Raw genomic sequence first — 25,456 nt, 5'->3', positions numbered from 1 at the left:
CCATCAATTTATTTTTTGCGCGATAAGGCCAAAACAATGATGCCTGCGGCAATTGAAATCCCACCGGCGTAAGGTGGCCAGTTGATGTCTTTTTCTTTTTCAGTACTTAATTGAATGGGACCTGCATCAATAATCTTTTCTTCGGTAGTGTAAGAAACCCCGGTTATGATGAACATGATGATCCCTAAAACTATTAAAACAACTCCTAATATTTTCATGGTCTAATGAATTGATTGGAAATTCAAACTACAAAAAACTTACCATATTTTATGGGGTTTTTTAGTTTTCACTGGCTTTTTGCAATCTGTATTTATTTATGGATAGCATCATACTGCAAAAAAGAATCCCAATTACAACTGATAAAGAGTAAAGTGAGGAAATATGGAGAAAGGAGGATAAAACCATTTTAGCCCCAATAAATACAAGAATAATGGCTAATCCATATTTTAGGTATTGGAACATATCGAAAGCATTGGCCAATAAAAAGTAAAGAGCCCTTAATCCCAAGATGGCAAAGATATTGGAAGTATAAAGGATAATGGGGTCATTGGAAACAGCAAAAATAGCGGGAATGGAGTCCACTGCAAAAAGCAAATCGGTGAATTCAATTACCGCAACCACTACAAGCAATTGGGTAGCCCACCGTTTTCCGTGGATTTTTACAAAGAAACGGTCTTTATGGAATTCGGGACTCACCCTAAACAATCTATGGATGATTTTGGTGCCTATGGAATTGGAATAATCCTTTTGTTCTTCATCCTCTTCCTGCCAGGACTTCCAGCCTGCATAAACCAAAAAAGCCCCAAATAAGGTCATGACAAGATTAATATGAATCCTTTGTCCTGCAAATTCAAAAGCTGGAAGGTAACTGTATTCTATAAGGGTTACCCCAAAAAAGATAAAAATTGCCCTCATGAAAATTGCCCCTAGTATACCATAAAAAAGGACTTTGTGCTGATAAATATCGGGCACTTTAAAGAAGCGAAACACCATGATAAACACAAAAAGATTGTCCACACTTAAGGCTTTTTCGATCAAAAATGCAGTGTAATATTGGGAGGCTTTTTCCGACCCTAAATCCAAATAGATATATACCCCAAACAATAGTCCAAAGCCTATCCAAACTGCAGACCAGAATAAAGCTTCTTTTACCTGAACCTTATGGGCTTTTCTGTTAAAAAGGAAAAGGTCTGCCAAAAGCAAACTTAATATGATGATGATAAACCCGATTATGGTGAACCCCTCTTTTTGCAAATATTCCAATGTCCCTGAATTTTGGGCAAAAATATTAAATATTAAATGTTACCACTTAATGGTGGACCAAAAAATATTAAAATGGGAAAAATATAGGAATACAAATGGTGGCTAAAATCCAGTATAACAAATTTAAGGGGGTGCCAACTTTAAGGTAATCGATGAATTTATAATTGCCTGGAGTAAAGATCATGGTATTTGTCTGGTAACCCATGGGAGTCATAAAGCTGAGGGAAGCTCCAAAAGTAACAGCCATTAGAAATGGCCTGTCGCTAACTTCCATAGCTTGGGCTATGGAAATGGCAATAGGTGCCAACAGGGCAGCGGTGGCATTATTGGACATCACATTGGTCGTTAAAAAAGTGATGCCAAATACCATACTCATAACCAATTGGGGCCCATAATTCCCTATTTGGTTAACGATGAAATCTGCCAATAAGGTAGCCCCCCCCGTTTTTTCCAAAGCGGTGCCCATAGAAAGAATTCCTGCCAACATAAATATGACTTTCCAATCAACCGACCTATAAGCTTCCTCAGTATTTATTGATTTAATTATAACCAGGAGAATAACCCCTGCAATTGCTGTGATGGAAATAGGAAAAATATTAAAGGCTGCAGTACTCACCACCCCAATGACAATGGCCATGGTCTGAATAATTTTTATCCAATTCACTTTCTGGGTGGAATTTTCAGATATAATCAGCAAGTTTTCGCTTCCTTTTATCCTGTTGATAACTTCCTCATCACCACGGACCAATAATACATCTCCAGCGGATAACTTGGTGTGCTTAAGTTTTTTCTTTAGAATATCATTTCTGTGCCGAATGCCAAGCACGGTCATGCCCGGATAAGTTGCCCTGAAATTAATGGATTTGATTGTGTTGTTGACCAGAATTGAGTTGGGGGGCACAACCATCTCATATAATTTGTAGCCTTGGGATTTAAAATCTTCATCCTTGAACTTAAGATCTACTTTTAACTCAATGCCGGGGGTGTTTTTGATATGGTTTAGCGTTTCTTTATCACAACTAATCCGGATGGTATCGTTTTTCCTGATGACGGTATATTTGTAAGCATTGATCACCTCTCCATTTTCCCGGATGATTTGAATGGCTTCCACATTATAATCATTGAAAAGTTTGGAAGTAATAATAGAGGTGCCAATGTCTTCGAATTTTTCCCCAACAAAAATTTCGGTAATATAATCACCAAGGTCAAAGGTTTCTGAAAGGTCCCTCGAGGGTTGTCTGGAGGGAACCAACAAACGCCCTATAGTTAGCATATAAGCCACCCCTGAAATTAAAAAGATTATTCCCATCCCGCTCATTTCAAAAATGGAAAAAGGCTTCAAACCATTGTTTTCAGCAATACCACTTACCAGGATATTAGTACTGGTACCGATCAAGGTACAAACTCCACCCATCAAAGCCCCAAATGAAAGAGGCATAAGTAATTTGGAAGGAGGGATGTTGGTGTCTTTTGAAATTCTTAATAAGGTAGGCATTAACAAAGCAACAACGGCGGTATCATTAATGAATGCAGACAAAAGCCCAGAAATTGTCATAAGGGTCAGTAAAAAAAGGAACTCGTTTTTTCGGCTCATCCTCAAAAAAATAAGGTTAATGCTGTTGAGGGATCCAGTTTTAAAAACGGCAGCACTTATGACAAACATGGCCCCCACGGTGATGGTAGCTGAATTGCTAAACCCAGAAACTGCCTCTTCAAAGTTTAAAACTCCCGTAAGCATAAAAAGTACCATTACTAAAATAGAAATGGTATCAATGGATAGTTTTTCTGAAAAAAACAGAAATATTGCTAAACCAATGATGATAAAAACAATGATGATATCCAGTGTCATAAATCCTTATCTACATCCTTGCGTAATGACCTTTTTTGATTTTCCTTCTTATGGTAAAGAAATTTGTAATGCCCATCACAAAAAAAACAAAACTTATCCCAAAGGAAAGGTAACCAAACTCTTTGATATTTGCCAAATCCTCTACTTTGACCAGGGCTGTGCCACTTACCAGGAAATATAGGCTAGTCCTTATATAGCTTAATAAGGTTCGGTCATTTGCCAATTTCGTTCTTTGACGGGCCAAATAATCCCTAACGATCAATTCGTTTTCAGATTCTTTTTCCATAATTTTGAGCTTTATGGTTTTGAATATTCTCTTATTAAATCTATTAAAAATGCTTTTTTATCAAAAAAAAATTTTATCTATTATCTTTATTTTCCAATGTGTTATTCTTCAGTCCTTTGCCCAAGATACTGAAGCTGATTCTATTTTAGCGCCATCTAAAAAGGATACAACCTATTGGGTCAACAATTTTAAGGCAGGGTTGAATTTTAATCAGGCTGCATTTAGCAGTAATTGGAAATCTGGAGGAGTGAATTCTGTTGCCTTGGGATCTGTGATTGCCGGAAAGGCTAATTATGCAAAAGGAAAATGGTCATGGGACAATGAAATAGAACTTCTCTATGGAGTGGTGAAAAATGAAGGCCAAACTGTAAGGAAATCCAATGACCGAATATTTTTGGATTCCAAAGTTGGATATAAAATTTCAAAAAACTGGGGATCTTATTTTTCGGGAAACTTCCTTTCACAATTTACAAAAGGTTATAACTATGATGAGGATGGAAACCGAACTTTGATTTCCGGGTGGATGTCACCTGGGTTCTTGACAGCATCCTTAGGGTTCGAATATAAACCCAACCAGGAGTTTAACCTTAGGATTGGGCCTTTGTCGCCTAGGTTTACTTTTGTGACCGATGGGACAATAGCAGACAATGTACCCGAAAACTATGGTGTTACCCCTGGGGAAACGGTCAGGGCAGAGTGGTTCGCTTTTCAGCTTTTTGCAACTTGGGATAAAGATTTTAATGAAAATTTTAACCTGAAATCCAGGTATCAGATGTTTGCCAATTATGAAACCCTGGCTTTTGATTCAATTGATCATCGGCTTGATATTACATTAACCGCTAAAATTTCCAAGTTGATCAATGTTACTTTTACCAATATCAATTTATATGATATTGACCAAGATTCAGGCATCCAGTATAGTCAAGGGTTATCATTGGGAATACTTTATAAAGTAAATAATAAAAAATAATTTTTAGTTGTCTTTTCAAGCAAAATATTTTGAAAACTAGTAAAAAGTACTATTTTTGTTGTACTGTGGTAGTTAAATAATAGTTGGTTTAGTTTTCAAATAAAGGGCAGGGAATTTTTCTCTGCTTTTTGTTTTTTGGCCGGTCGGGAAAATTAGAAATTTTGCTTTGTGGTGTCTGCTTTTTTTATAGACCAACCGAGTAATCAATATTATATTTAGAAATGTGGGGATGATTTAATTTGGAGGATTGAAAGGGTCAAATTCTTTATTAGGGGATCCCATAACCAAAACTGTCGATCGTAATAAGGAATTATTATTTCCATGATGGAAATTCCATTCAAAGAAGAATAGAATAAAAAAGCCCACAATCAATTTTTATTATTGAGTGTGGGCCTTTTTGAAGTGAAAAATTATCAACTAAAATTACTGATGTTGCTCTCTTAACAAGTCATTAATGGTTTTTACGGGATTAAAAGTAATGAGTGGAACTTCCACAAATATGGTATTCCAATTTGCCATTGATCCATTCCATAATCCTGGTAACTCCAAAGCTTTGAGGTCTTTACCGTCCTTTGACTTTTTGGAGATGAACCCGGTATTTGGATCCCGGAATTTTAACAGGTCAAATTTATTTCCTTCATAATCCCTTACCCCACATACCAAATCCGTTGGGTTAAAATGGGAGGAGTTCTTCAAGATGGATTGATGTTGTGGGTCTTCCAGATTAAGTTGGGCAGTTTCTCCAATTTGTAATGATTGGGAACCATCTTTTTCCCTCACCCAAAATGGTCCACCACCCGGCTCTCCTGTATTTTCTACCATGCCACAAACCCTGATAGGCCTATTCAATTTTTTCTTGATGTATTTGGCCTTTTCTCCAAGAGTAAATGTGGGGTAATTGGGGGTGATCATAAAACCCAATTTACCTTCCAACAATTTTATTCCTTGATCTAATCTTTCTTCTGTAATTTCTTCATCCAAATCATGAAGGAGTTGGAAAACCTCCTGTTGGATTTCCAACAAAATGCTGGCGATAGCAATTTTATACTTTTTGGTAGTTTCTTTTAAGCGGTCAGGGACCACGTTATCAATATTTTTTATGAAAATTAAATCAGCATCAATATCATTTAGGTTTTCCAGGAGGGCTCCATGGCCAGCTGGCCGGAAAAGGATTTCTCCATTCTTTTCGATAAAGGGGGTATTGTCCATGTTGACCGCTATGGTGTCAGTGGATTTCTTTTGTTGGGAATAACTAACTTCAAACTTCACTTTATGTTTTTTTTCCAGGGATTCTTTCAGGAAATTAATTTTTTCTTCAAATTTTTCCTGGTGTTCAGGGGAGACAGTAAAATGTAGTTTTACGGTTTTGTTTTTTCCGATCCCATATTGGACTCCTTCAATAAAATGCTCATAAACCGGTGTTCTGCTTCCATCATTATAGTGATGGAATTTTATTAACCCTTTTGGTAGGTTACCATATCCCAGTCCTTCTTCATTTAATAAGTGGCAAATGATGATTGGATAGGCACCTTTTTCCAGGGCTTCCTCTAAATCCAGGTCTTTTTCCTTCATCACATTCACCAAATCCCTGTAGAAAGCAAAAGACTTAATATTGCTAATAAAATTCTTTACAAAAGGGTGTTTATCTATGTCCTTGTTCTCAGCATTCAAATACGCATAAAGGTCCTTGAACATTCTTGTGGCGGCGCCACTAGCAGGTACAAATTTGACTATATCTTTTTGTGCAGCTTTATCTGGATAGGTTTTTTGGTAATTCTCCAGTTCTTCCGGAGAGATAAGTTTTATTCCATGCCCAATTCTTGCGGCCTCTGTAATCGGTAAAAAGGGAAATCCTTCTTCAAAATATTTGATTTGCTCTTCCACTTTTTCAAGTGACATGCCCTGCTTGACGACCTGTTGTTTAGTGGTTTCGTTGATCATGTTAGTTAGATTAATCATTAAAAGTAAAATTTGATTTGTTATAAGAAGCCTCTCCCTTTAAGAAATGCTTTTTAGTACCTTTAAAATAATGATTTTGAGTATAAAAACTAGATGAAAAAAAGAAAAAGATAACGTTTGCATTAAAATTAAAGAAGAAAAAAATGGTAGGATTCATTCTTTTCTTCTTTTGGCTTTCTAAAATGCTGAGGGACTTTTTTATAAAAAAGGTCTGGTTTATTAAAACCAGACCTTTTATTTATTTATTGAGAATTATTTAAAAAAATTCTTTTCAGGGTTGTAAAGGTCATGATCTACATTTCCTATGGCCCCTTGAATTTTCCCCTTGTCGGTCCGTTGCCAAATTAACCAACCATTTTTTTTCCACGCAATAGGGGTTTTGGGATTTTTAACGCCGTATTCTGCAATCCAAAGAGGATATTTTGAAAATTCCGGAAGGTCCAGGTATTCATTTCCAAATTGGGGATCGGTGTATATAATAGGCTTTACCTTTAATTTTTCTTCTACCAAGGTTAACCATTTCAATACATTTTGTTGGAAGCTTTTTTTATCTACCGTATTTTTCATTCCTCCAGGTTCCAGGTCAAGGACTGGTGGCATATCTCCAGGGGTATATTCTGCCGCTTCCAAATAATTGGAGGCCTGTTTTTCTGGATTTTCCCCTGCCACATAGAAATGGTAAGCACCATGGATTAATCCAACATTTTTTGCCCCTTGTCGATTATGAGAATATTCCGGATCCTGGTATCCTTGACCCTGACTGGCTTTGTCATAAGCAAAATCAATATTGGCTGCTTTGATTTTCTGCCAATCGATGGTTCCCTGAAAATGGGATACATCAATTCCCAAAATAGGGTGGGACAGTAGGGTGTTTTCTATTTCCGACTTGGAATTTTGGGCGTTATCATTTTTTGTGTTCCCACAGGAAAAAAGAATCGAACACAATAATAAAGTCAGCCAATAGAGGTTATGTTTTCTCATGATGGGAAGGTTTGTTGATTTTTGGAAATAAACAGTCGTTTAAAATATGATTAATCAATTGGATAAATAAATACCAAAATAAAAGAGGAAGTAAACCAAAAATTATCAGAAAATTGGCCAGTATGGTGAGTGACAATTTGATGGCATGGTGTGAGGAAAATCTCAAATAGGCTAAAAGTTCTTTGCCGATTTTACTGGTTTCTTCTTCAACGCTATAAGTGGCCTTGAGTACCTTGTCTTCCACACGGTCCACTAAACCCAGTTTCCCTCCATGGTTTTCTTTTTGAGCCATTTGCAATCTTTTCAGTTTCTTTTGGTGCTGCTGTTTTTGGTGGTTGACAGAGTCCTTAGTGGCTTCTAAATGAGTTTTTAGTTCATCGCCCAACTCCATTTGGGTCTGGTGGACAATTGTTCTTATAAGGCTAGAATAAATATTTAGCCCCGGAGAAATCATTAAAAAAAGAATTAATAATTTTAAACAAAAGGGTTTATATTTTGTTAAAAACAAGCCCAGGAACAATAGGATCATGGTCCACTTAAAAACAATCCAATGGCTAATTTTTAATAGGGAAAGCTGCAAGAGAGTTAATATAGAGGCCAGATCCAAATAGTTATGGAGTTTTTCGAAATTTCCTTCAAATGCTTGTCCCCATCCTTTCAAAAAGGGAATGCTTTCTACCAAAGGGATTGTCAGGTCTTCAATTTCCTGTACTAGAAGAGTACCGGCCAATAAATTTTCTAACACTTTTTTTTCAAAAGATTGAGCCCCTTCATAAAAAAGGTTGAAAAATGATGCCAATATAAGTAATGCCAAAATGGTCAATCCCAAATAGAGACGGTAATTTCTTTTCATTTGTAAAAAATTAACTAATACTAAAATTTTCGTTTGGAAATGTGAAAATCAATAAAAAGGGTAAAATATCCCAGAAAAATCAATTATTGTTTTAGTTGAGATAAATTGAATAGCTCATTTAAGAGAAGATGAGAAACTGAGTTAAACTTTAAGCTATTAAAATTTTTCAGTGAGGCATAATATTACCTTCCTGCCAAAAGGTTGATATTTTTATTATTCAATATTTTTTGGCTTGATGGAAAAAGAACGGCGTTAATCATGGCTTTGCCAACTTTGGTGGTGGTTGTCACTAAGGATATTTTTTTCAATAATGGAAAAATAGGACGGGTTAAATTGAATGTGTTATACCAATTGGTTTTGGATTGAATGCCTTTTTCTGGTAAAATTATCCCAGGCCGAAAACAGTAAGCATCTTTAAATCCATGTTTTAAAATCATATTTTCGGTTTTGCCCTTTACCCTGGCCCACATCATCCTGCCTTTTTCACTGCTGTCGGTACCAGCACCAGAAACATAATTAAAAATCAAATCAGGATTAAAGTTAAGTAAAGTGTCCGCAAAAGTTTTGGTCATTAAGTAAGTGATTTTATAGTATTCTTCCTCCTTTAGCCCCATTGCAGAAATTCCCATACAATAAAAACAGGCATTATAACCAGAAAGTGACTCCTCAATTGGACTTAAGTTCAGGAAATCCTTATGGATAATTTCCTGAAGTTTGGGGTGAGTAATGTCGACGGAACTCCTGTTGATGACCAGGACTTTTTCCACTTCAGGATGGTCCAGGCATTCCAAAAGGACCGCTTTACCTACCATACCAGTGGATCCGGTGATTATGGCTTTTATTTTCATATTTAGATAGGGATGAAAGTTGATTTCAAAATAATCATACTTTTTAATTTACCGTTATTTTTAAAATATGTAAAGTTGCTGGAGAGGATAAATGAATTCGGAGGGACTTATTTCCTCAAAAGGTTCAATGACAATTTATTAAAAAATCAAAACGAAAAGCATTCATTTTTGATGATTTTGAATTTAAAAGATGGATTTGTCTTATTTTTTTGAAGGATTAGTAATATCAGGTCTACTGATTTCTTACCTAATTTTGACCTATCCTAAAATTAAACCTATAAAAATGAATAAACTAAGCCTATTAGGAGTATTGACTTTGTGTTTGTTTACGCTTGGGGCAAATGCCCAGGAATGGACTCCAAAACAGGCTCCTTTGATGACCAAATATGCAAATGATGTTGATCCAGGAAATGTGCTGCCAGAATACCCCCGGCTGCAAATGGTGAGAGAGGAATGGAAAAACCTCAATTGGTTATGGCAATTCCAGCTTGGAACCTGGGAAAATGAACCTTACCCCAAAGGGAATCTTTCCAGAGAAATTTTAGTACCCTTTGCCGTGGAATCCGCCCTTTCCGGAGTAATGGAGTCTCATGAGCGTTTATGGTACCGCCTTGAATTTACTGTGCCGAAAAATTGGACGGGAAAAAGGGTGCTTTTGCATTTTGGTGCCGTAGATTACCAATGCGAAGTATTTATCAATGATCAATCGGTTGGAAAACACCAGGGAGGTTTTGATCCCTTTTCTTTTGATGTTACAGATTATTTGAGCCAGGGATCACAAACTGTTACCGTAAATGTTTGGGACCCCACTGGCCGTGAAGGATTTTTGCGGGGTAAGCAGTCTTAAATCCAGCTGGGATCATGTACACTTCAGTAACCGGCATTTGGCAAACTGTTTGGCTGGAGCCTGTTCCTGAAAAAAGAATTGTGGACTTTAGAATGGTTTCGGATATCGACAAGTCTATGCTCAACCTTTCTGAAGAAACCGCGGGAAGCAGATTTCTGACTTATACAGCCGAAGTGATGGAAGGGGATAAGGTGGTCGCCAAAGTAGATGGCAAGCTCATGGCACCAAATGCTATAAAAATACCCAATCAAAAGCTTTGGTCACCTGATAATCCATTTTTGTATGCCCTGAAAGAAGGGGAGGAAATTGTCGATAAGTTGATACCTGTTTTGGAATGCGTAAGATATCTGTGGAGCAAGACGGAAAATTTCAACGATTGTTCCTCAATAATGAATTTGTCTTCCAAATGGGGCCTTTAGATCAGGGTTACTGGCAAGATGGATGTACACAGCACCGACTGATGAAGCCCTGCGATATGACCTTGAGATGACCAAGAAATTGGACTTTAACATGACCCGAAAATATATCAAAGTGGAGACTTACCGTTGGTACTATTGGTGTGATAAGTTGGGCTTAATGGTTTGGCTGGATATGCCTTCCCCAAACAGTTACACCGCTAACAACCCGGAGCCCAATAAGGAAGCATTTACTAATGAAATGATGCGAATGGTGGAAACTAATTGGAATTCCCCAGGTATTGTGATGTGGGTGATTTTCAATGAAGGTCAGGCTCAACATGATACCTAAGAATATGCTGCTTTAGTAAAAGGAATGGATTCGTCCAGGCTTGTAAATGAGGCTAGTGGTTGTTCCAATAGGGGTGCAGGTGACGTAGCCGATGTCCATAATTATCCTCCTCGAGCATATCCTAGTAGTCCTTATCAGGCTTTTGCTTGTGGAGAATATGGAGGGATTGGCTACCAGCTTGATGGACATATTTGGAATCCGGAGGATCTTATGCAGTATGTGACCATAAATAATGAAAAAGAATACCTAGGCATGTACAGTAAGTTTACTGATATGCTGACCGAATTTAAAACCAACCAGGGGCTAAGTGCAGCGGTTTATACAGAAATTACGGATGTGGAAATTGAGTTGAATGGTATTATGACATATGACAGGGTAATGAAGGTGGTTGCGGAACAAATTGCCAAGGCCAATCATCAAGTGATCCATGAAATTTGGTATAGTTATGATATTGTACCTTTTGCGAAAAATGCAGATAAAATATGGCATTACACTATAGAAAAACCTTCTCCTGGATGGATGGAAACAGATTCCTGGGATTCTGGAAAAGCTGGTTCCGGGTCTCCGGGTACTCCAGGTGCAATTAATGGTACAAGTTGGACCAGTCCTGAAATATGGCTAAGAAGAGATTTTGAATTGGGCAATTTGTCCAAAATAAATTTGGATAATTTAAGGTTAAAGATTCATCATGATGATGAAAGTGTGGTCTATTTCAATGGGATAAAAGCAGCAGAATTGGATGGCTTTACTTCTAGTTATGTTAATGTAAAAATATCCCAGGAAGCAAGGAAGGCATTGATATCCAATGGAACAAATGTCATTGCAATCCATTGTAAACAGCATAGTGGAGGGGAGTATATTGATGCTGGATTTTCCATTGCGACAGGAAACAAAGCGCTCCCAAAAAGTACCTTGGAGAAGGTAAAAGGAAAATAAAGATATTTGGTATATTAATAATTCAGCACCTTGCCCTGAGAAATAGGAAGTAAGGTGCTGTTTTTTTACAAAAACTGATAAAATGCATTTTAAACAAATTATAATACATTATAATCACAAATTAATTGATCAGCATTAATGTTAGGAAAATCCAAAATCCCGTCAAGACACATTGACCTCATCGATTAATATAAACTTTGTGATTTTTATTAGTGGATTGCACTAAGGTTTATAACTTTTTCAGCAAGTGCAGTAAGCTCCTTATCTATCGATTTTTCTTCTTCCAGACATTTACCGAGTAAATTTTTCGGCTCCTCAAACCCCAGCTCCTTGGCATAAGTTCGCAGCGTACCAAAACTCGCAATGTTATAGTGATTAAAATGCTGAATGGAAGTGATAATTCCAGCGTCCCGGGCAGCAGCATCTGAGCAGCGTTCACTTAATTTAATAGCTTCCCGAATTAGCCCTTCTGCAGCTTCATTCACCTCCCCATGCCGGTTTCGGTCTAGGGCTGCAAACACCTTTCCAATTCGATCCAATTGATCTTTGTTTTGACCGATATGATGATCAATGGATTCCTTCAATGTATTATTGGATGTTTTCTCTCTTAGTTTTGGAAAGGTTTCCATTTGTTGCCTGGTTGCATGATATTGTTCCTTAAGTTGCTCAAAGAACAAATCTTCTAAGTTATGAATGTGTTTCATGATCAGTAGATTACTTTTTATACCACAAGGTTCAATAGGATTGAAATAAACCTGTATTGAAGTTAAAATAAAACCATATTCCAAAGAATAATATTAATAGGTGGTAACAATTGATTTTGATCATTAAAATTCATCGGTGACTTTGGTATTTTTATTGGAGAATTACCTTTGGGATTCATTTCGAAATATTGGAGGAGCAAATTAAAATTGAAAAGCTATGAAAAGCCCTTTCTCCAAAAATCAATCTACAGATGAAATAGAAAAACATATTATCTCAAAGATAAAAGCCTATTCTATTTCATCGGAAACGCCCCTTTCTTTGGACCCATTGATTGAAAAGATTGGGGATGCTCAATTTGTCCTGTTAGGGGAAGCATCTCATGGCACCCATGAATATTATACCTGGAGGGCAGCGATCACCAAACGTCTGATTACCGAAAAAGGATTTTCTTTCATTGGGGTGGAGGGAGATTGGCCCGATTGTTACCGGCTCAATAGGTATGTCAAAGGGTACCCGAAAGCTGGGGAAAGTGCCCATGAAGTTTTGCATTATTTTAGAAGGTGGCCTACCTGGATGTGGGCCAATTGGGAAATGGTGGCCTTGGTTGAATGGTTAAAGCAACATAATGATCCTCTTCCCCGGGAAAATAAAGTAGGTTTCTATGGACTTGATGTTTATAGCCTTGGAGAGTCAATTGAGGTCATTTTAAAATATCTTAAAAAAACGAATGCTGAGGCTTTTCTGACTGCCCAAAAAGCGGCTGCATGTTTTGAGCCTTATGGTTATGAGGGTATTGACTATACACGGGATTCACAGATGGTACCCAAATCTTGTGAAAATGAAGTTGTGGATTTACTAAAGGAAATCCGTAACAACATAAGCCGCTATAACACAGACCCTGAAACGGGATTCAGCACTGAACAAAATGCCTTAGTGGCCAAGAATGCCGAAAAATATTACAGGAAAATGATCAAAGGAGGTCCCTTTTCCTGGAATATAAGAGACAGGCATATGGTTGATACATTAAACCGGTTATTGGATTTCCATGAAAATGGTGCAAAAGCCATTGTTTGGGCACATAATACCCATATTGGGGATGCCAGAGCCACGGATATGACCAAACATGGAATGGTGAATGTTGGGGAAATGGTAACCAGCCAACATGAAAATAAAGGAGTGGTTAAATTAGGATTTGGTTCTTACAAAGGAGCAGTTATTGCAGATCGAAATTGGGGAGATGTGATGCGGAAAATGAATGTTCCCCAAGGTATTGAGGGATCTTGGGAATATTTGCTGCATAAAGCTGGAAAAGAAAATAAACTCTTATTTCTAGATCAATTTAGAAATGAACCGGTTTTCGATACACCTATTGGGCACCGGGCCATTGGTGTGGTCTATCATCCTGAAAGAGAGCAACTCGGAAATTATGTCCCAAGCGTTATCCCAAGAAGATATGATGTATTTATTTATTTGGACCATACACAAGCTCTTAACCCCTTGCATATAAAACCAGATGGTCACCAGGTTCCAGAAACATTTCCCTGGGGGTTTTAGAATTAATTTTAAAGATAAGAATAGGGTTCAAAATCTGGTAAAATTTATTTGGTCACTATAAAAGGTTCATAAACCAATAGAAAATTATTTACAAACGTAAAAGGCTTTTTTATGGCACTTTTCCCTGTTTCCTAAGTAATAAAATCAAAATTGTGCAATTGTTAAGTGCCAGGTTTATTTTTTTCCTAACAGCCAATTAAGAAAAATTTACTGGAATCCAGATGTTTACCGATACCATTTCACATTATGGATGTTTTAGGGGTTCTAACAAAAAGGGCGGGTCAAAATTTAGGACTCTCTGTAATTTTATTATCCAAAGTATTAACTTTAATAGGAAGGAAGTTGAGTGTTTTTGCCACTATTTTTTCACAATAAACTTTAAATGTGATATGGAGTTGAAAAATCTTAGGAATATAAGTTGGGGAATAATATTGGTTTTGGCCTCCTGTAATTCAGAAGAAAATAGAAATGGGGTAAAAGAAGTAGTCCATTCTGATTTAAAGGAAACAAAAATTAGGGTAAGCGATATCGAAGAGGGAATCAAATCCCATATTCGAGAAAAGACTTTACAAGGGAATGGTTTTTTTCTTATCAACTATAGGGAAAATGATCTTCAGCTTAAATTGGTCCGTGTGCATACAGAATACATATCCAATTTAGGACCTAACTCCCATTTTGCCTGCGTGGATTTGGCCGATGTGAGCGGTGATGTGTATGACGTGGACTTTTTTCTGGAGGGTAAGCCTGGTGAAATGGATGTAACCGAAACATCGGTGCATAAACTTAATGGGAAACCATTTTATACCTGGAAACAAAGAAAAGACAAAACATGGTTTAAGGTTCCAGTTGAAAACGCATCTTCCGAATTATTAGGAGTTATTGAGGGAGAGGATGCATTCGAATTTCGTTATCAAGCCATATTACCCGAGATTATATCCGAAGGGGAAATGTGGGTTCCAATTGCAAAAAGTAACCGCTTCCAGAATGTTGAAATACTTTCTCTAATAGCTCCAGGTAAAAAGAGGATGATAAAGGAAAAGGATTTTGGAAATACCATGCTTTACCTAAAATTAAACCCTGAACACAGTGGAGATACGGTGGACATTCTTTACCAGGTAATACGAAAGGAAAAAGAACCTTATAAAGCAGAGAAAAACATTCCAGATAAATACCTGTCCTCAAACCTTCTTGTTCCAGTTGGGGGGCGTTTTCAAAAAATCGCCAATTTGGCAATTAGGGAAAGGGATAGCAAACTTGTTCAGGCAAGGGCTTTATATGATTATGTGATAGATCACATGCGTTATATGAAATTTGGCAATTACGGAAATGGTGATGCTAATTACGCTTGTGATACCAGGACAGGAAACTGTACTGAATTTCATTCATTCTTTATTTCCTTAGCAAGATCTATTGGTATTCCTGCACGTTTTTCCATTGGGGCCTCCATACCTTCGGAAAGAAATGAAGGAGGAATTGATGGTTATCACTGTTGGGCGGAATTTTATGCGGAAGAAAAATGGTGGCCGGTTGATATCAGCGAAGGCAATAAGTATACCGCATTAGCAACCTATTATTTTGGGAGGCACCCTGCCAACCGCATTGAATTGAGTAGGGGTAGGGATCTTGAAGTGGAACCCGGGCCTGTTTCCGGACCGATAAATTTCCATGCCTATCCCGTTTTGGAAATTGGAGGAAAATCTGCTTCTACTCAAACATTTTTTTCTTTCAATCGAAAATCCGATTAGATAAAAATTGGAGTAAAAAAATACCGGGTTTTCCCGGTTGTAAGATTTATTTAACCAGAACTTTAGAGTTTATTCTTGGCCTAAATGTTAATCCCTCTATTTTTTAAAAAGAGAGGAGTTATTTGAATAATCAATTCCTTGGTGCCATATTATTCCGGGTGCTCATTTTCACCTTCTGTAGTTTCGGAATGTTCGTGACTACCATTTCCTTCAGGATGTTCAGATTCCGAAGTATTTGTTTCCGCAGGTTTTTCTGTTGTTTCTTTTTCATTCTTTTTATTTCCGCAGGAACTTAAAGTTGCAGAAAACAAAAAGCCAAAAGCAAAAACTAATAATGCGAGGGTCTTTAAATTTTTTATCCAGTTCATGGTCAAATTTAATTATTGATTTAAGACATAAATTGTTCTCATTTTTATGAAATAAAAAATCATCTCCTTTAAATTAATAATATATTAAAGAAAATCAATTGGAAAATACTCCATTGATCTTATTACTAAAATTATTTAAGTTATTTCATAATATACACGATCATGGGAAAGAAACCAATAGAATTCTTATTGGGTTAACAATAATTTTATTTCCAATAAATCGCGGAGAAATTGATGTGCCGGGGAAGAACTGAAAACCCTTAAAGAAGTAAATTGAGAAAGAGACTACACCCTCTATCGTATTTAAGGTTTTAATTTATGAAGTAAATGAGGATTTTAAATTAGAACCAGTAAGCGATTTTTACCATTGATATCAATAAAAAACCCGTATTTATCATGGGAGGCTTATTTGTGGGCCCACCTGGGCTCGAACCAGGGACCCCTTGCCCCGAAAGCTTTCGGGGGAGTCAAGTGCTCAACCATTTCCAATCAAAAAAGAATTATTCGTGAAATTGAGATTGGAGCTTTCTTTTCATTTCAGGATACTTCAAGAGGTTTTGGATATAAACTTTAGATTTCATCTTTTTGATATGGATTTCAATTTTCCTTGCTTGAGAATAAGAAATACACTCCAATTCCCAAACTAATTTCCAATCCTCTGCTTTGTGGGTAAAATTGAGTCTGCTGTATTTTTTTTTAATGTGGTTTTCCAGTCTTTCCTTGATGCTTAATGTGGTAATACCTGTGTAAAATCTATTCATTTTTTCAGAAAAAAGGATGTAAACAAAGGAAATCATAAAAGTGAGTTTACGTAGAATAAAAAAAGGTCGGAATTAATCCGACCTTATGTGGGCCCACCTGGGCTCGAACCAGGGACCCCTTGATTATGAGTCAAGTGCTCTAACCAGCTGAGCTATAGGCCCGAAAAAGCTTTCTTTCTTTTTAATTTAATAAAATAAATTTACTTCGAAAGTAAAGGAAAAAGCTTAGACCATTTTTCCTTGCTTTTGGGAATGCAATGTTACATATTTGATCCCAAAACAACAACAAATACCAGTATGAAAATTGATAAAAACATTGATTTTTTTGTCTTTGATCTGGGTGGGGTCATCGTTGATCTTAATATCCCTTTTACTCTCAATAGGTTAGGGGGAAACCTAAATGGAGATGGAAAAGCCTTGGCGAAAAATTTTATGATGAACCCGATTCAGCATTCCTATGAAAAAGGGGAAATCGATGATCAAACTTTTAGGGTGGAAGTTAAGAAAGCTTTTCAGCAGGATTGGACCGATCAGGAGGTAGATGATATCTGGAATGCCATGTTGGGTGGAATTCCTATGGAAAAAATCGAACTACTCAGGGAACTCAGGAAAACCCATCCTATTTATATGTTGAGCAATACCAATGGGATCCATTATTCAAAAGTCCTGGAGATTCTCCTAAAAGATACTGGTGTGGAAAGCTTTGATGAACTTTTTGACCATGTCTTTGTAAGTCACCATATGGGCTGTAGAAAACCTGATGCGATAATATATGAGAAGGTATTGGATTTGGTAGAAAAACCTGCCGAAAAGGGAATGTTTTTTGATGATACTGAACCCAACCTCATTGGAGCACAAAAAGTCGGACTTCAAACTTGCCATATTAACCACCCCAATGCATTGATGGAATATTTTTCAGATGTACAGCAATAAAGAATACATTAGACATATACTCCTTTTTATCATTACTTTCCTTTGTACCACCCTGGCAGGAGGAGAGTGGCTTTTTGGGCGTAGCATTCTCTCCAGTGAAAAGCCGCTTACCTGGGCTTACTTCCTGGAATCAATGCAGTTTTCCCTGCCATTTATTGGGATTCTGTTGATCCATGAAATGGGCCATTTGTTCACCTCCATTTACCACCGGGTCAAATCTTCCTTGCCTTATTTTATTCCTTTATGGTTGGGATTCTTAGGCATGCCCTCTATTGGAACTATGGGTGCCATAATAAGGATGAAGACTTTGGTGAGCAGCAGGAAAAAGTTCTTTGATATTGGAGTAGCGGGTCCAATTGCAGGGTTTGTCATTGCTTTTGGGGTATTGGTCTATGGTTTTCAAAACCTGCCTGAGGCGGATTATATATATCAGGTCCATCCAGAATATCAGGATCCAAACTATTCCCCGGATGAAAGTGAAAACCTGAATTTGGAATTGGGCTATAACTTACTTTTCTGGGGGATGGAAAAGGTATTGGCTACTCCTGACCGTATGCCCAATATGATGGAGGTCATTCATTATCCCTACCTTTTTGCGGGGTATTTGGCCTTGTTTTTTACTGCTCTGAATTTATTGCCGATTGGGCAGTTGGATGGGGGGCATGTTATTTTTGGGCTGTTTCCCAATCACCACCGGGTCATATCGCTAAGTTTTTATATTGCCTTTTTGTTCTTTGCCGGATTGGGAATGGTCAACCCTTATGAGGGAACAGAATATTTATTGTTGGCACTGCCTTTATATGTAGGATTTATTTATATCTGTTTTAGAAGGGTAAGTATATCCAATTCCACCAAATGGACCATTACTTTATCCATTGTGGCTTTACAATATGTACTGCTTTTTATCTTTCCAGATGTTCAAGGGTATTCAGGTTGGTTGCTGTTTGCTTTTATTTTGGGTAGGGTGATAGGCATCGAACATCCCAAGGTAAAAGATGGCAGGGAAATCAACCTTCCCAGAAAAGTAATTGCCTGGTTAGCTATCATTATTTTTATCCTTTGCTTTACCCCACAGCCATTTCAAGTATCATAAGGGGGGGCGAAATTGAATGTTAACAGAGCAAAAGCTTGTTCTATATCAATAGGTTAGAAGAATAAAGAGCAAAGATTCGGAGGCCTTGAAAAGCAGGAAAAAATATTTGTGCTGTAATAGCTGGTTAACTTGTTAATCTTTGGATAATATAGCAGAATGGGAGCTAATAACGATTCCCAGCCATGTACATGTAGTACTGTTAGTTGAGGAATCCTAAAATTGCTGAAAAGAAAAGGTTAAAACATAGTTATAATCATTTAATAGCTAAGAACCTCCACGTTTGATTACCGATCAAAAAAAAGAAGAGTAGGGTCTCCCTACTCTTCTTCTTCCAGTTCTCTGAAAGCCAAAATGCCACCCAGGACATTTCTTACTTTCGAATATCCTTTTTCTTCCAGGAATTTTTTAGCATTTCCGCTTCTTGCACCTGAACGGCAATGAACCACAATTTCCTGGTCTTTGTATTTTTCGATTTCCTCAAGGGAATGGGGAAGTTGTCCCAATGGAATATTAAGAGCTCCTAAGTTATCTTCTTCATATTCCCATTCTTCACGAACATCGATAAATGGAAACTGCTCTTTTTTGTCTAATTTTTCTTTTAATTCTTCTACTGTAATGTCTTCCATAATTATTTTACTAGAATTCTAATGGTTTGTGGCTGGCCATTAACCAAAGCCTTCACAATATATACTCCCCGATGATTTTTTGCAAAACTAATGATTTTGCCTTTTTCAAAGGAATTGATGCTTGTATTAATTTCTCTTCCAAATGAATCAAATATCTTAACCTCATTAATATTTCCTTCCAGGTACAATTGGTCAATAACCGGATTGGGATAAGCACTAATCCCTTCTTCCTGGCCATTTCCACCCGAAACCGGAGGGGCTAAACTGAGGTGGGGTCTTAGCATCAAAGAACCGCTTACTTCCTCGTTTTGTTCCCAAATGCCTGCAATATTGTAAAATATCTTATCTCCTGAATCATTGGATATGTCAAGGCCTACATGTACAAAATCATTGGTAAACTGGGCAAAGCCCACATGAAATGTATCTTGAACCCTGATCCCTGTATCGAGTGGATAATGTATAAAACCATTGATGCTGTCTTTGGGCTGAATGGTGACTTCTTTGGTAAAAAGGGGAGTGTCATCCAAATCTTGCCAAACCATTAAGTCAATGGCCGTTCCCACTTGTCTGGAGTTTGTAAAATTAATACTTAGGGCATTAATATAAGCCGGTTGGCTCAGTTCATAAGCTACTGCCAACATACCGGACCTTTGGTTGATACCTGCTGCATAATCCACCTGACCATTGTCATAGGCAAAATAATCTCTTATTGGGATGGTTTGTCGGATGGTATCGTTGATCCTAAAGTCAATATGCGTATGGTAGGTAGTATCTTCTCCGGCAATTGAATCTATCAAAAAGAAATCCCCCGTGGTAAGATAAATGCTACTTTCCATATCAAAGGGATCCGTCCATGCTCTTTCTGGGAAAGGCCCGGGACTTGCACTGGAAAAGTCCCTTCTTTCATTGGCCAGAGGTACAGGGTTAAAAGGGGTATTATCATTGATTTGTATAATCAGTTCTTTGTTGGCCTTATCCCGGATTTCAACACTATATTCCATTGCCCTGAAACGATTGTTGAGATTGTAAAATTGATTGGTCAGGGCCTTTGCATGGGCATTGGGGTCCTGGTTGAATTCAAAAAGCGGCATGGCTCCATAAATCCCTAAAAAATGAGTGCTTGGCTGGGTAAGGGCCCTATCCAGGTATTGGGTATCCTGTTCAGACCTATTTTTATTGAGGTAAATATAATCGATCAACCAAGTGTCAAATGGGCCGGACAATCTACCCGCATTTTGAAACCTGAATTGGAAATGATCATGAAGATAAATCGATCCAAGGCCAATAATTTCCTGGCTAAATTGATCCCTGGAAAGATCTCCGCCTGATACCTCCCATACTTTGTTCCATTGGTCAAGGCTATCAAGAAAATAAAGTTCTAAACGGTCTGTTTCATCCGGCAATTCGGCTTTTCCTCCTGCTTCCCAAAAAAAACTCAAATAGATGCTTGCTTTTTCTTCATCTGGGATGGAGTCCAGGTAGATAGGCCTGCTGGTCAATTGGTCCCCAATTCCCTGTTCCCGGATGCTGTTGCTGTAAGGTTTTCCTTTTTCATTGGAACCATCCATTATTACTGCTCCTAAGGAAGGGGCATTCACTGCTGCCGACCGGGAAGCATGGGCTCCTTGCCCAAGCCAAAGCGTAGTGTCTAATTTTCCTTTGTGAAAATCATCCCAGAAGGGCAAAGAAATAGCGTCCTCTTTGATCCGGCCATGAAGAATATTTGATTTTTGCTCAATATTGGATGTCCTGTTGATGGGTAATTGCACCAACTGGGCTTTTACACTTTCCATGGAACCAATCAGCCCAAGGCAAAGAGCAATAATTGCTTTCAACAACCGGTATGATCGCATTATAAATTAGACTCTTTTTCCAGTTCAGAAATCCAAACATCCACCAATTCTCCAGTTTTTGCTTCAATTCCTGAAGGGGGAAGTTGTTTGACAATAGTTCCTTTGGGAACTGAATCTGTGGTGACATAGGAAATTTTGCCAATTCTCAATCCAGAGCCAACAATTAAAAACTCTGCCTCAGATTCATCCATTCCAATCAGATTGGGGATAGCCAGAGTTTGTTTGCCCAAACCATCTCCAACCACCAAATCTATTTTTGAGCCTTTGGCAATTTCAAAACCCTCTTTTATGGACCTCCCTCTGTATTTTTGATCCAATACCACATTAATCCCAATATCGGGGACATAAATAATCTCTCCGCGGACAAGGCCGTAATTGGCAAGCACCTCCTGGGCGTTTTTGAGGGGGCTGTTTTTCAAGTTTGGCATTTTCACCAATGGGGCATTTTCTGCATTGAGGGTAATATAGATTTTTCTGTCCTCCTTTACCTTGGCACCGGGACGGGGATTTTGCTTTAGTACCGTTAAGGGTGGTGCTTCTTTTACAAATCCGCTGTCCGGGGTGATAACATAACTCAATTTCCTCTCCTCGAGATATTCCTCCAATTCATCATAGTGGAAGTTCTCCAAATCCGGAACTGTTACCGTTTCCCCGTGATGGGTATAGCTGGGAAGAAAAATCTCAAAAAATAAAAACAAAAGGGCAAACAATAGTCCTAAAATGATCAGAATATGGGTTAGTATTCTTTTTATATCTGTTTTGAAATTACTCATTTACTGCCTTATAATTTACATTACGCTCCCGCAAAGTTAATTGTAAAATTTTACTTCCGGGAATCTTATTTTCCAATTAAAATTATAGTCCATAAGAAGTGTGCCAATTATTGATACGAACTTCAATATTCCATGGTTGGACTATAATTATTTTACTGAATGATTAACCTTTGGGTCGAACTGATAGTTTCACTGTTGATTTTAATTACAAATACTCCTGGGGAATACAGGGAAGTATGAAAACTATAAGTTTGATTTAGAGTATTGGGGTAGGTGACATCGTGGACTACCTGGCCGGTCAAACTGGCAATTTGGATTTGAACATCCTCAAAAGACCCGAGATTAAATGCAATATGAAACAAATCCGTTGCTGGGTTGGGGTAGAGGGAGGCTTGACCAGCACCTGGGTAAACTGGATCGGGATTATTGCCCAGGAAGAATTCAATATTATCCAAATAAACAGGGTTTTCTGCCTGGCTGCCTTGTTCTACCACAAATGCCAAGCGGACTTTTTTACTTTCACCATTGGCATATTCAGAAAGGTCCACAAATTCCCTGCGGAAAGATTCAGGTACATTGGGATCAACAGGGGTGCTGCCCGAAATTGTATTGAGTTCCACCCCTTGGAAAACTGCAACTTCCTGATCAAAGGTTACACCACCGTCCAGGCTTAACATTATTTTTAACCTGGTAACTTCTTCAACCCCACTTGCTGCCAGATCAAAGAAGATGCTGGCTTTACTTATTCCACTCCAATCCATCACAGGGCTACCAATCCAATAACTATTATCTTTCATTTGATTGCGGAGGTTGGCAATGTTATCACCTATTTCACCATTGTCTTTGGCTATCAATTCCCAGGAGATATTTCCATTTTCCGGATTGATGGTATGCCATGGTTCTAAGGAAAAGGAATGGTCAAAGTCTTGCCTCCAGGGGATTTGAAGATCTTGATCATCTTGGATAAAGTATCTTTGGAGGGTATTTCCCTTTTCACCGTTTTGGTCAAAATTGGGGGAAAATACCCGGTATTCCATTTCATTGGTGCCATTTTCCAGGGCATTTTCCAAGTCAATAATGACGGATTCACCTGGGGCGATCTGTTCTCCGGTAGAAATTAAAGTTTCTTTTGCCCGGTTATTTACCTTACGGTCCATCAGAAAGGAGTTTATCGTCAAATTCCCCGTATTGGTCAATAACAACCTTTCACTCTGCTGGCTGCCGTCGGTGATTGGTGAGGGGCTGACTACCCTTTCCAATTCCAGGTCATACCTAAATTCTTCAGAAGCCCTCAAAGAAATATCCTTAAGGAAAATATTATTACCGTAACCATTGATGCTGATAAAGGCTATGCGGATATTACCCAATTCGGAATAGGGTGCCAGATTTACCACCTCTGTCCTAAACTGGGAAGATGTATTGGGTATAAACTCATCCGAGGAGCTGGGTACAGTGCTTAATTCGTCTCCCTTTTTATCGTATGGAGCAGTTAATATATCAAAGGTATTTCCACAATCAGTGGAAATGGCCACAACCAACCTGTCATTAAAATCTTCACCGGGATATTGGGCATGTGCCATGTCAAAAACCAATTGTGCTTCCGGTGTTCCGGATAAGTTAATTTGTGGGCTGATAAAATAATCCAATTGGCCCTGGCTTTCATAATTGAAGTTGTTGATGCTGATCAACTGTTGTGAGCTGCCACCCAAAATAGTTTCTGAAGTGGTCCAGGTGGTGGCATCATCCTCGTTTTTGAGGGTCCATAGCTCTTCAAAGTCAGAAGGCCCGTACTCGTATGGAGCTGTAATGGTGGGCTGGATAAAGGGGGCAGAGCTTAAGCTATTATTATCGGTATTGTTGTCCTGAATTCCATTGATTTCCAGAACTTGGACATCAAAATCATTATCCACAGGATCTAAATTAATAGGGGCAAAAGTCAAGGTGTCCAATTCACCTAATTCCAAATCAACCTCAAAAGTTTTTTCTTCTAAAACTTGACCATCTAGCTGGATTTTAAGGGTTGTGGAACTTAAATGATTTTTTCCCGCATTGAAGACAATAATTTGTGGGGTGACATTGGGAGAACAGATAAAATCCTGTGGCACCAGGATTTTCTCCAAACCAAGGTCAAAATCAGAAATATCCGGCTCCTGGGTGGCTCTTCCATTTACCAGGGAGGCTCTTCTTGGGCTTTCCGTCAAAACCACATCCATCCGAACCACCTGTCCCTCGGTAAATAAATTCATGCATTGGTCTGGGGTGTAATCCATAAAATTCTCAACCATATCCCGGGTATCACAACTGATCCTTGGTGTGGTCCTGCAGCTGTTGTTGGATTGGTTTTGAGTAGGGGTGTCTTCCACAAAGTCATCCACATCACAACCTCCGTCACCCCAAATATGGCGAAGGCCAAAAAAGTGGCCTACCTCATGGGTAGTGGTTCTTCCTTTTGATGCGGAGGCAGCATTTCCTCCTGCACCAAAGTACCTGTAATCGATGGTTACCCCATCAGTTTCCCTGGTACTGGGGGAAAAGTTTAACCCTGGCAAATCTGAAGTCGGAAAAGAAGCAAAGCCAATGTAGGGATTTTCAAGTGGAACCACCCAAATATTTAAATACTCTTCTCCGGGCCAGTAGGCCATTTGACTAATGGTTTCACCATCACTAGGTACATAAGTAGACTGAGGGCCCTTTATACGGTTAATTCCATTGGTGGGCAAACCTCTTGGGTCCTGTTTAGCCAAAACAAACTGGACCATGGCATCTGCTGCTACCGGTAAAAATTCTTCAGGGGTATTAGTGGCATCTTCATTGAGCCTTCTAAAATCCTCATTTAGGATTTCAATTTGAGCTTCTATTTGTCCCGTAGGAATATTGGCTCCATCTCCAATGGCCGTACCATTGTGGATGATGTGGACCACAACAGGGATTATTCTGGGCTCTGTAGCTGCTTTCCTTAGTTCAGGGCGGGCTTTTCTGAGGGCTACCTGGTCCTCCATCCAGGCTTCAAAATATTCCCTTGATCCCAAAATGCCCAATTCCTTTTCCTGCTTCTCTTCCATGTAATGGATAGCACACTTTTCCCCATTATTTTGAATGGAGTTTTGAAAAGGCTCAAAATGTGAGATCCTGGAAGTTTGTGCAGGACTGGGGTGAGGGAAGTTGAAAAAAAGAAATAAAAAGGATAAAACTAACTTTATCCTTAAAATCAGCATTATCCTTTTCATTGATAATTAATTAAAAACCAGTTCAACTTATTCGGCCAAGGTGATATTGATGGCTTCTACCTTCTTAATTTCAGGAATTGCCTTTTTTACCGCTTCTTCAACTCCTGCTTTCAAGGTCATGGTGGACATTGGGCAAGAGCTGCAGGTACCAGTCAATTCCAATTGAAGGACCATATCATCATTTAGGCCTACAATTTTCACATTGCCACCATCGGCCTCCAAATAAGGCCTGATAGAGTCCAATGCATTTTCTATTTTTTCAATCAATTCAATTTCCAT

25 protein-coding genes and 1 tRNA gene are annotated in these 25,456 nt (G+C 38.3%); 9 read left to right on the top strand and 17 right to left on the bottom strand.

What is annotated here, in order from left to right:
- Positions 1–8: 8 nt before the first annotated feature.
- From QWY93_RS17530 to QWY93_RS17515, 4 genes are all read right to left on the bottom strand, one after another.
- Positions 9–218: a hypothetical protein gene (locus QWY93_RS17530; protein ID WP_290249708.1), complete on the bottom strand. Its 210-nt coding sequence runs from the start codon at positions 216–218 to the stop codon at positions 9–11.
- A gap of 61 nt (positions 219–279) precedes the next feature.
- Positions 280–1,263: a TerC/Alx family metal homeostasis membrane protein gene (locus tag QWY93_RS17525; RefSeq protein WP_290249707.1), complete on the bottom strand. Its 984-nt coding sequence runs from the start codon at positions 1,261–1,263 to the stop codon at positions 280–282.
- A 67-nt stretch (positions 1,264–1,330) separates the two neighbouring features.
- Positions 1,331–3,112, bottom strand: a complete 1,782-nt coding sequence (locus QWY93_RS17520) for an SLC13 family permease (protein WP_290249706.1) — start codon at positions 3,110–3,112, stop codon at positions 1,331–1,333.
- Between the two features lie 10 nt (positions 3,113–3,122).
- Positions 3,123–3,398, bottom strand: coding sequence for a DUF202 domain-containing protein (locus QWY93_RS17515; RefSeq protein WP_290249705.1), 276 nt, complete (start codon positions 3,396–3,398; stop codon positions 3,123–3,125).
- 49 nt (positions 3,399–3,447) lie between these two features.
- On the opposite strand from QWY93_RS17515, the gene QWY93_RS17510 reads away from it, so the two are divergent.
- A complete protein-coding gene (locus QWY93_RS17510; RefSeq protein ID WP_290249704.1) occupies positions 3,448–4,368 on the top strand; it encodes a DUF3078 domain-containing protein in 921 nt (306 codons plus the stop codon).
- A 423-nt stretch (positions 4,369–4,791) separates the two neighbouring features.
- Here the strand turns inward: QWY93_RS17510 and QWY93_RS17505 are convergent, their stop codons facing one another.
- From QWY93_RS17505 to QWY93_RS17490, 4 genes are all read right to left on the bottom strand, one after another.
- Positions 4,792–6,327: a DUF4301 family protein gene (locus tag QWY93_RS17505; protein WP_290249703.1), complete on the bottom strand. Its 1,536-nt coding sequence runs from the start codon at positions 6,325–6,327 to the stop codon at positions 4,792–4,794.
- A gap of 252 nt (positions 6,328–6,579) precedes the next feature.
- Positions 6,580–7,308 (bottom strand): glycoside hydrolase family 25 protein, encoded by a 729-nt coding sequence (locus QWY93_RS17500; RefSeq protein ID WP_290249702.1) that lies wholly within the window; start codon positions 7,306–7,308, stop codon positions 6,580–6,582.
- Positions 7,295–8,161: a hypothetical protein gene (locus QWY93_RS17495; RefSeq protein WP_290249701.1), complete on the bottom strand. Its 867-nt coding sequence runs from the start codon at positions 8,159–8,161 to the stop codon at positions 7,295–7,297. The genes QWY93_RS17500 and QWY93_RS17495 overlap by 14 nt, the downstream gene beginning before the upstream one ends.
- Positions 8,162–8,343: 182 nt before the next feature.
- Complete coding sequence (locus tag QWY93_RS17490; RefSeq protein ID WP_290249700.1) at positions 8,344–9,009, bottom strand: NAD-dependent epimerase/dehydratase family protein; 666 nt, start codon at positions 9,007–9,009, stop codon at positions 8,344–8,346.
- Between the two features lie 283 nt (positions 9,010–9,292).
- On the opposite strand from QWY93_RS17490, the gene QWY93_RS17485 reads away from it, so the two are divergent.
- Genes QWY93_RS17485 through QWY93_RS17470 form a run of 4 tightly spaced genes read left to right on the top strand, consistent with a single transcriptional unit; the run spans position 9,293 to position 11,539 of the window.
- Positions 9,293–9,856, top strand: coding sequence for a sugar-binding domain-containing protein (locus QWY93_RS17485; protein WP_290249699.1), 564 nt, complete (start codon positions 9,293–9,295; stop codon positions 9,854–9,856).
- A 14-nt stretch (positions 9,857–9,870) separates the two neighbouring features.
- Positions 9,871–10,275 carry a hypothetical protein gene (locus QWY93_RS17480; RefSeq protein WP_290249698.1) on the top strand — a complete coding sequence of 135 codons (405 nt, stop codon included), beginning with the start codon at positions 9,871–9,873 and terminating at the stop codon, positions 10,273–10,275.
- A gap of 22 nt (positions 10,276–10,297) precedes the next feature.
- Entirely contained in the window at positions 10,298–10,603 is a 306-nt protein-coding gene (locus tag QWY93_RS17475) for a glycoside hydrolase family 2 TIM barrel-domain containing protein (RefSeq protein WP_290249697.1), read from the top strand.
- Positions 10,604–10,627: 24 nt separating this feature from the next.
- Positions 10,628–11,539, top strand: coding sequence for a hypothetical protein (locus tag QWY93_RS17470; RefSeq protein ID WP_290249696.1), 912 nt, complete (start codon positions 10,628–10,630; stop codon positions 11,537–11,539).
- Between the two features lie 209 nt (positions 11,540–11,748).
- On the opposite strand, the gene QWY93_RS17465 is transcribed toward QWY93_RS17470, so the two are convergent.
- Positions 11,749–12,243: a YciE/YciF ferroxidase family protein gene (locus QWY93_RS17465; RefSeq protein ID WP_290249695.1), complete on the bottom strand. Its 495-nt coding sequence runs from the start codon at positions 12,241–12,243 to the stop codon at positions 11,749–11,751.
- Positions 12,244–12,460: 217 nt separating this feature from the next.
- On the opposite strand from QWY93_RS17465, the gene QWY93_RS17460 reads away from it, so the two are divergent.
- Together QWY93_RS17460 and QWY93_RS17455 are read left to right on the top strand one after the other, a co-directional pair.
- Positions 12,461–13,798 carry an erythromycin esterase family protein gene (locus QWY93_RS17460; protein WP_290249694.1) on the top strand — a complete coding sequence of 446 codons (1,338 nt, stop codon included), beginning with the start codon at positions 12,461–12,463 and terminating at the stop codon, positions 13,796–13,798.
- A gap of 389 nt (positions 13,799–14,187) precedes the next feature.
- Entirely contained in the window at positions 14,188–15,543 is a 1,356-nt protein-coding gene (locus tag QWY93_RS17455; RefSeq protein ID WP_290249693.1) for a transglutaminase-like domain-containing protein, read from the top strand.
- A 149-nt stretch (positions 15,544–15,692) separates the two neighbouring features.
- Here QWY93_RS17455 and QWY93_RS17450 read toward each other — a convergent pair whose 3' ends face one another.
- The 3 genes from QWY93_RS17450 to QWY93_RS17440 all read right to left on the bottom strand — a co-directional run bounded on the left by QWY93_RS17450 (position 15,693) and on the right by QWY93_RS17440 (position 16,834).
- Positions 15,693–15,911 (bottom strand): hypothetical protein, encoded by a 219-nt coding sequence (locus QWY93_RS17450; protein WP_290249692.1) that lies wholly within the window; start codon positions 15,909–15,911, stop codon positions 15,693–15,695.
- Positions 15,912–16,411: 500 nt separating this feature from the next.
- The gene (locus QWY93_RS17445; protein ID WP_290249691.1) at positions 16,412–16,708 is read right to left on the bottom strand and encodes a GIY-YIG nuclease family protein; all 297 of its coding nucleotides are present in this window, start codon (positions 16,706–16,708) and stop codon (positions 16,412–16,414) included.
- Positions 16,709–16,760: 52 nt separating this feature from the next.
- A tRNA-Ile gene (locus QWY93_RS17440) sits at positions 16,761–16,834 on the bottom strand.
- Positions 16,835–16,969: 135 nt separating this feature from the next.
- On the opposite strand from QWY93_RS17440, the gene QWY93_RS17435 reads away from it, so the two are divergent.
- A complete protein-coding gene (locus QWY93_RS17435; protein ID WP_290249690.1) occupies positions 16,970–17,605 on the top strand; it encodes an HAD-IA family hydrolase in 636 nt (211 codons plus the stop codon).
- The gene (locus tag QWY93_RS17430; protein WP_290249689.1) at positions 17,592–18,698 is read left to right on the top strand and encodes a site-2 protease family protein; all 1,107 of its coding nucleotides are present in this window, start codon (positions 17,592–17,594) and stop codon (positions 18,696–18,698) included. Before QWY93_RS17435 ends, QWY93_RS17430 begins: the two co-directional genes overlap by 14 nt.
- Before the next feature lie 317 nt (positions 18,699–19,015).
- Here QWY93_RS17430 and QWY93_RS17425 read toward each other — a convergent pair whose 3' ends face one another.
- The 5 genes from QWY93_RS17425 to QWY93_RS17405 all read right to left on the bottom strand — a co-directional run bounded on the left by QWY93_RS17425 (position 19,016) and on the right by QWY93_RS17405 (position 25,456).
- Positions 19,016–19,324 carry a rhodanese-like domain-containing protein gene (locus QWY93_RS17425; protein WP_290249688.1) on the bottom strand — a complete coding sequence of 103 codons (309 nt, stop codon included), beginning with the start codon at positions 19,322–19,324 and terminating at the stop codon, positions 19,016–19,018.
- Between the two features lie 2 nt (positions 19,325–19,326).
- On the bottom strand, positions 19,327–21,177 hold the full coding sequence (locus tag QWY93_RS17420) for a T9SS type A sorting domain-containing protein (RefSeq protein ID WP_290249687.1): 1,851 nt from the start codon (positions 21,175–21,177) through the stop codon (positions 19,327–19,329).
- Complete coding sequence (locus QWY93_RS17415; RefSeq protein ID WP_290249686.1) at positions 21,177–21,950, bottom strand: PASTA domain-containing protein; 774 nt, start codon at positions 21,948–21,950, stop codon at positions 21,177–21,179. Before QWY93_RS17415 ends, QWY93_RS17420 begins: the two co-directional genes overlap by 1 nt.
- A 152-nt stretch (positions 21,951–22,102) precedes the next feature.
- Positions 22,103–25,012 (bottom strand): T9SS-dependent choice-of-anchor J family protein, encoded by a 2,910-nt coding sequence (locus tag QWY93_RS17410; RefSeq protein WP_290249685.1) that lies wholly within the window; start codon positions 25,010–25,012, stop codon positions 22,103–22,105.
- A gap of 192 nt (positions 25,013–25,204) precedes the next feature.
- On the bottom strand, positions 25,205–25,456 hold the full coding sequence (locus tag QWY93_RS17405; RefSeq protein ID WP_290249684.1) for a NifU family protein: 252 nt from the start codon (positions 25,454–25,456) through the stop codon (positions 25,205–25,207).

Origin of the sequence: Echinicola jeungdonensis (assembly GCF_030409905.1) — a bacterium.
GTDB classification, from domain to species: Bacteria; Bacteroidota; Bacteroidia; order Cytophagales; family Cyclobacteriaceae; genus Echinicola; species Echinicola jeungdonensis.
This window is presented reverse-complemented; position numbering and strand designations above follow the sequence as displayed.

Bases quoted from the DNA above. Each gene is read 5' to 3' on its own strand.
- QWY93_RS17410 (WP_290249685.1), bottom strand. From the start codon at position 25,012: ATGGAAGAGAAGCAGGAAAAGGAATTGGGCATTTTGGGATCAAGGGAA.
- QWY93_RS17405 (WP_290249684.1), bottom strand. From the start codon at position 25,456: ATGGAAATTGAATTGATTGAAAAAATAGAAAATGCATTGGACTCTATC.
- QWY93_RS17460 (WP_290249694.1), top strand. From the start codon at position 12,461: ATGAAAAGCCCTTTCTCCAAAAATCAATCTACAGATGAAATAGAAAAA.
- QWY93_RS17465 (WP_290249695.1), bottom strand. From the start codon at position 12,243: ATGAAACACATTCATAACTTAGAAGATTTGTTCTTTGAGCAACTTAAG.
- QWY93_RS17470 (WP_290249696.1), top strand. From the start codon at position 10,628: ATGGATTCGTCCAGGCTTGTAAATGAGGCTAGTGGTTGTTCCAATAGG.
- QWY93_RS17450 (WP_290249692.1), bottom strand. From the start codon at position 15,911: ATGAACTGGATAAAAAATTTAAAGACCCTCGCATTATTAGTTTTTGCT.
- QWY93_RS17505 (WP_290249703.1), bottom strand. From the start codon at position 6,327: ATGATTAATCTAACTAACATGATCAACGAAACCACTAAACAACAGGTC.
- QWY93_RS17480 (WP_290249698.1), top strand. From the start codon at position 9,871: ATGTACACTTCAGTAACCGGCATTTGGCAAACTGTTTGGCTGGAGCCT.
- QWY93_RS17425 (WP_290249688.1), bottom strand. From the start codon at position 19,324: ATGGAAGACATTACAGTAGAAGAATTAAAAGAAAAATTAGACAAAAAA.
- QWY93_RS17515 (WP_290249705.1), bottom strand. From the start codon at position 3,398: ATGGAAAAAGAATCTGAAAACGAATTGATCGTTAGGGATTATTTGGCC.
- QWY93_RS17495 (WP_290249701.1), bottom strand. From the start codon at position 8,161: ATGAAAAGAAATTACCGTCTCTATTTGGGATTGACCATTTTGGCATTA.
- QWY93_RS17530 (WP_290249708.1), bottom strand. From the start codon at position 218: ATGAAAATATTAGGAGTTGTTTTAATAGTTTTAGGGATCATCATGTTC.
- QWY93_RS17435 (WP_290249690.1), top strand. From the start codon at position 16,970: ATGAAAATTGATAAAAACATTGATTTTTTTGTCTTTGATCTGGGTGGG.
- QWY93_RS17455 (WP_290249693.1), top strand. From the start codon at position 14,188: ATGGAGTTGAAAAATCTTAGGAATATAAGTTGGGGAATAATATTGGTT.
- QWY93_RS17445 (WP_290249691.1), bottom strand. From the start codon at position 16,708: ATGATTTCCTTTGTTTACATCCTTTTTTCTGAAAAAATGAATAGATTT.
- QWY93_RS17510 (WP_290249704.1), top strand. From the start codon at position 3,448: ATGCTTTTTTATCAAAAAAAAATTTTATCTATTATCTTTATTTTCCAA.
- QWY93_RS17420 (WP_290249687.1), bottom strand. From the start codon at position 21,177: ATGCGATCATACCGGTTGTTGAAAGCAATTATTGCTCTTTGCCTTGGG.
- QWY93_RS17490 (WP_290249700.1), bottom strand. From the start codon at position 9,009: ATGAAAATAAAAGCCATAATCACCGGATCCACTGGTATGGTAGGTAAA.
- QWY93_RS17475 (WP_290249697.1), top strand. From the start codon at position 10,298: ATGTACACAGCACCGACTGATGAAGCCCTGCGATATGACCTTGAGATG.
- QWY93_RS17520 (WP_290249706.1), bottom strand. From the start codon at position 3,112: ATGACACTGGATATCATCATTGTTTTTATCATCATTGGTTTAGCAATA.
- QWY93_RS17430 (WP_290249689.1), top strand. From the start codon at position 17,592: ATGTACAGCAATAAAGAATACATTAGACATATACTCCTTTTTATCATT.
- QWY93_RS17415 (WP_290249686.1), bottom strand. From the start codon at position 21,950: ATGAGTAATTTCAAAACAGATATAAAAAGAATACTAACCCATATTCTG.
- QWY93_RS17500 (WP_290249702.1), bottom strand. From the start codon at position 7,308: ATGAGAAAACATAACCTCTATTGGCTGACTTTATTATTGTGTTCGATT.
- QWY93_RS17485 (WP_290249699.1), top strand. From the start codon at position 9,293: ATGAATAAACTAAGCCTATTAGGAGTATTGACTTTGTGTTTGTTTACG.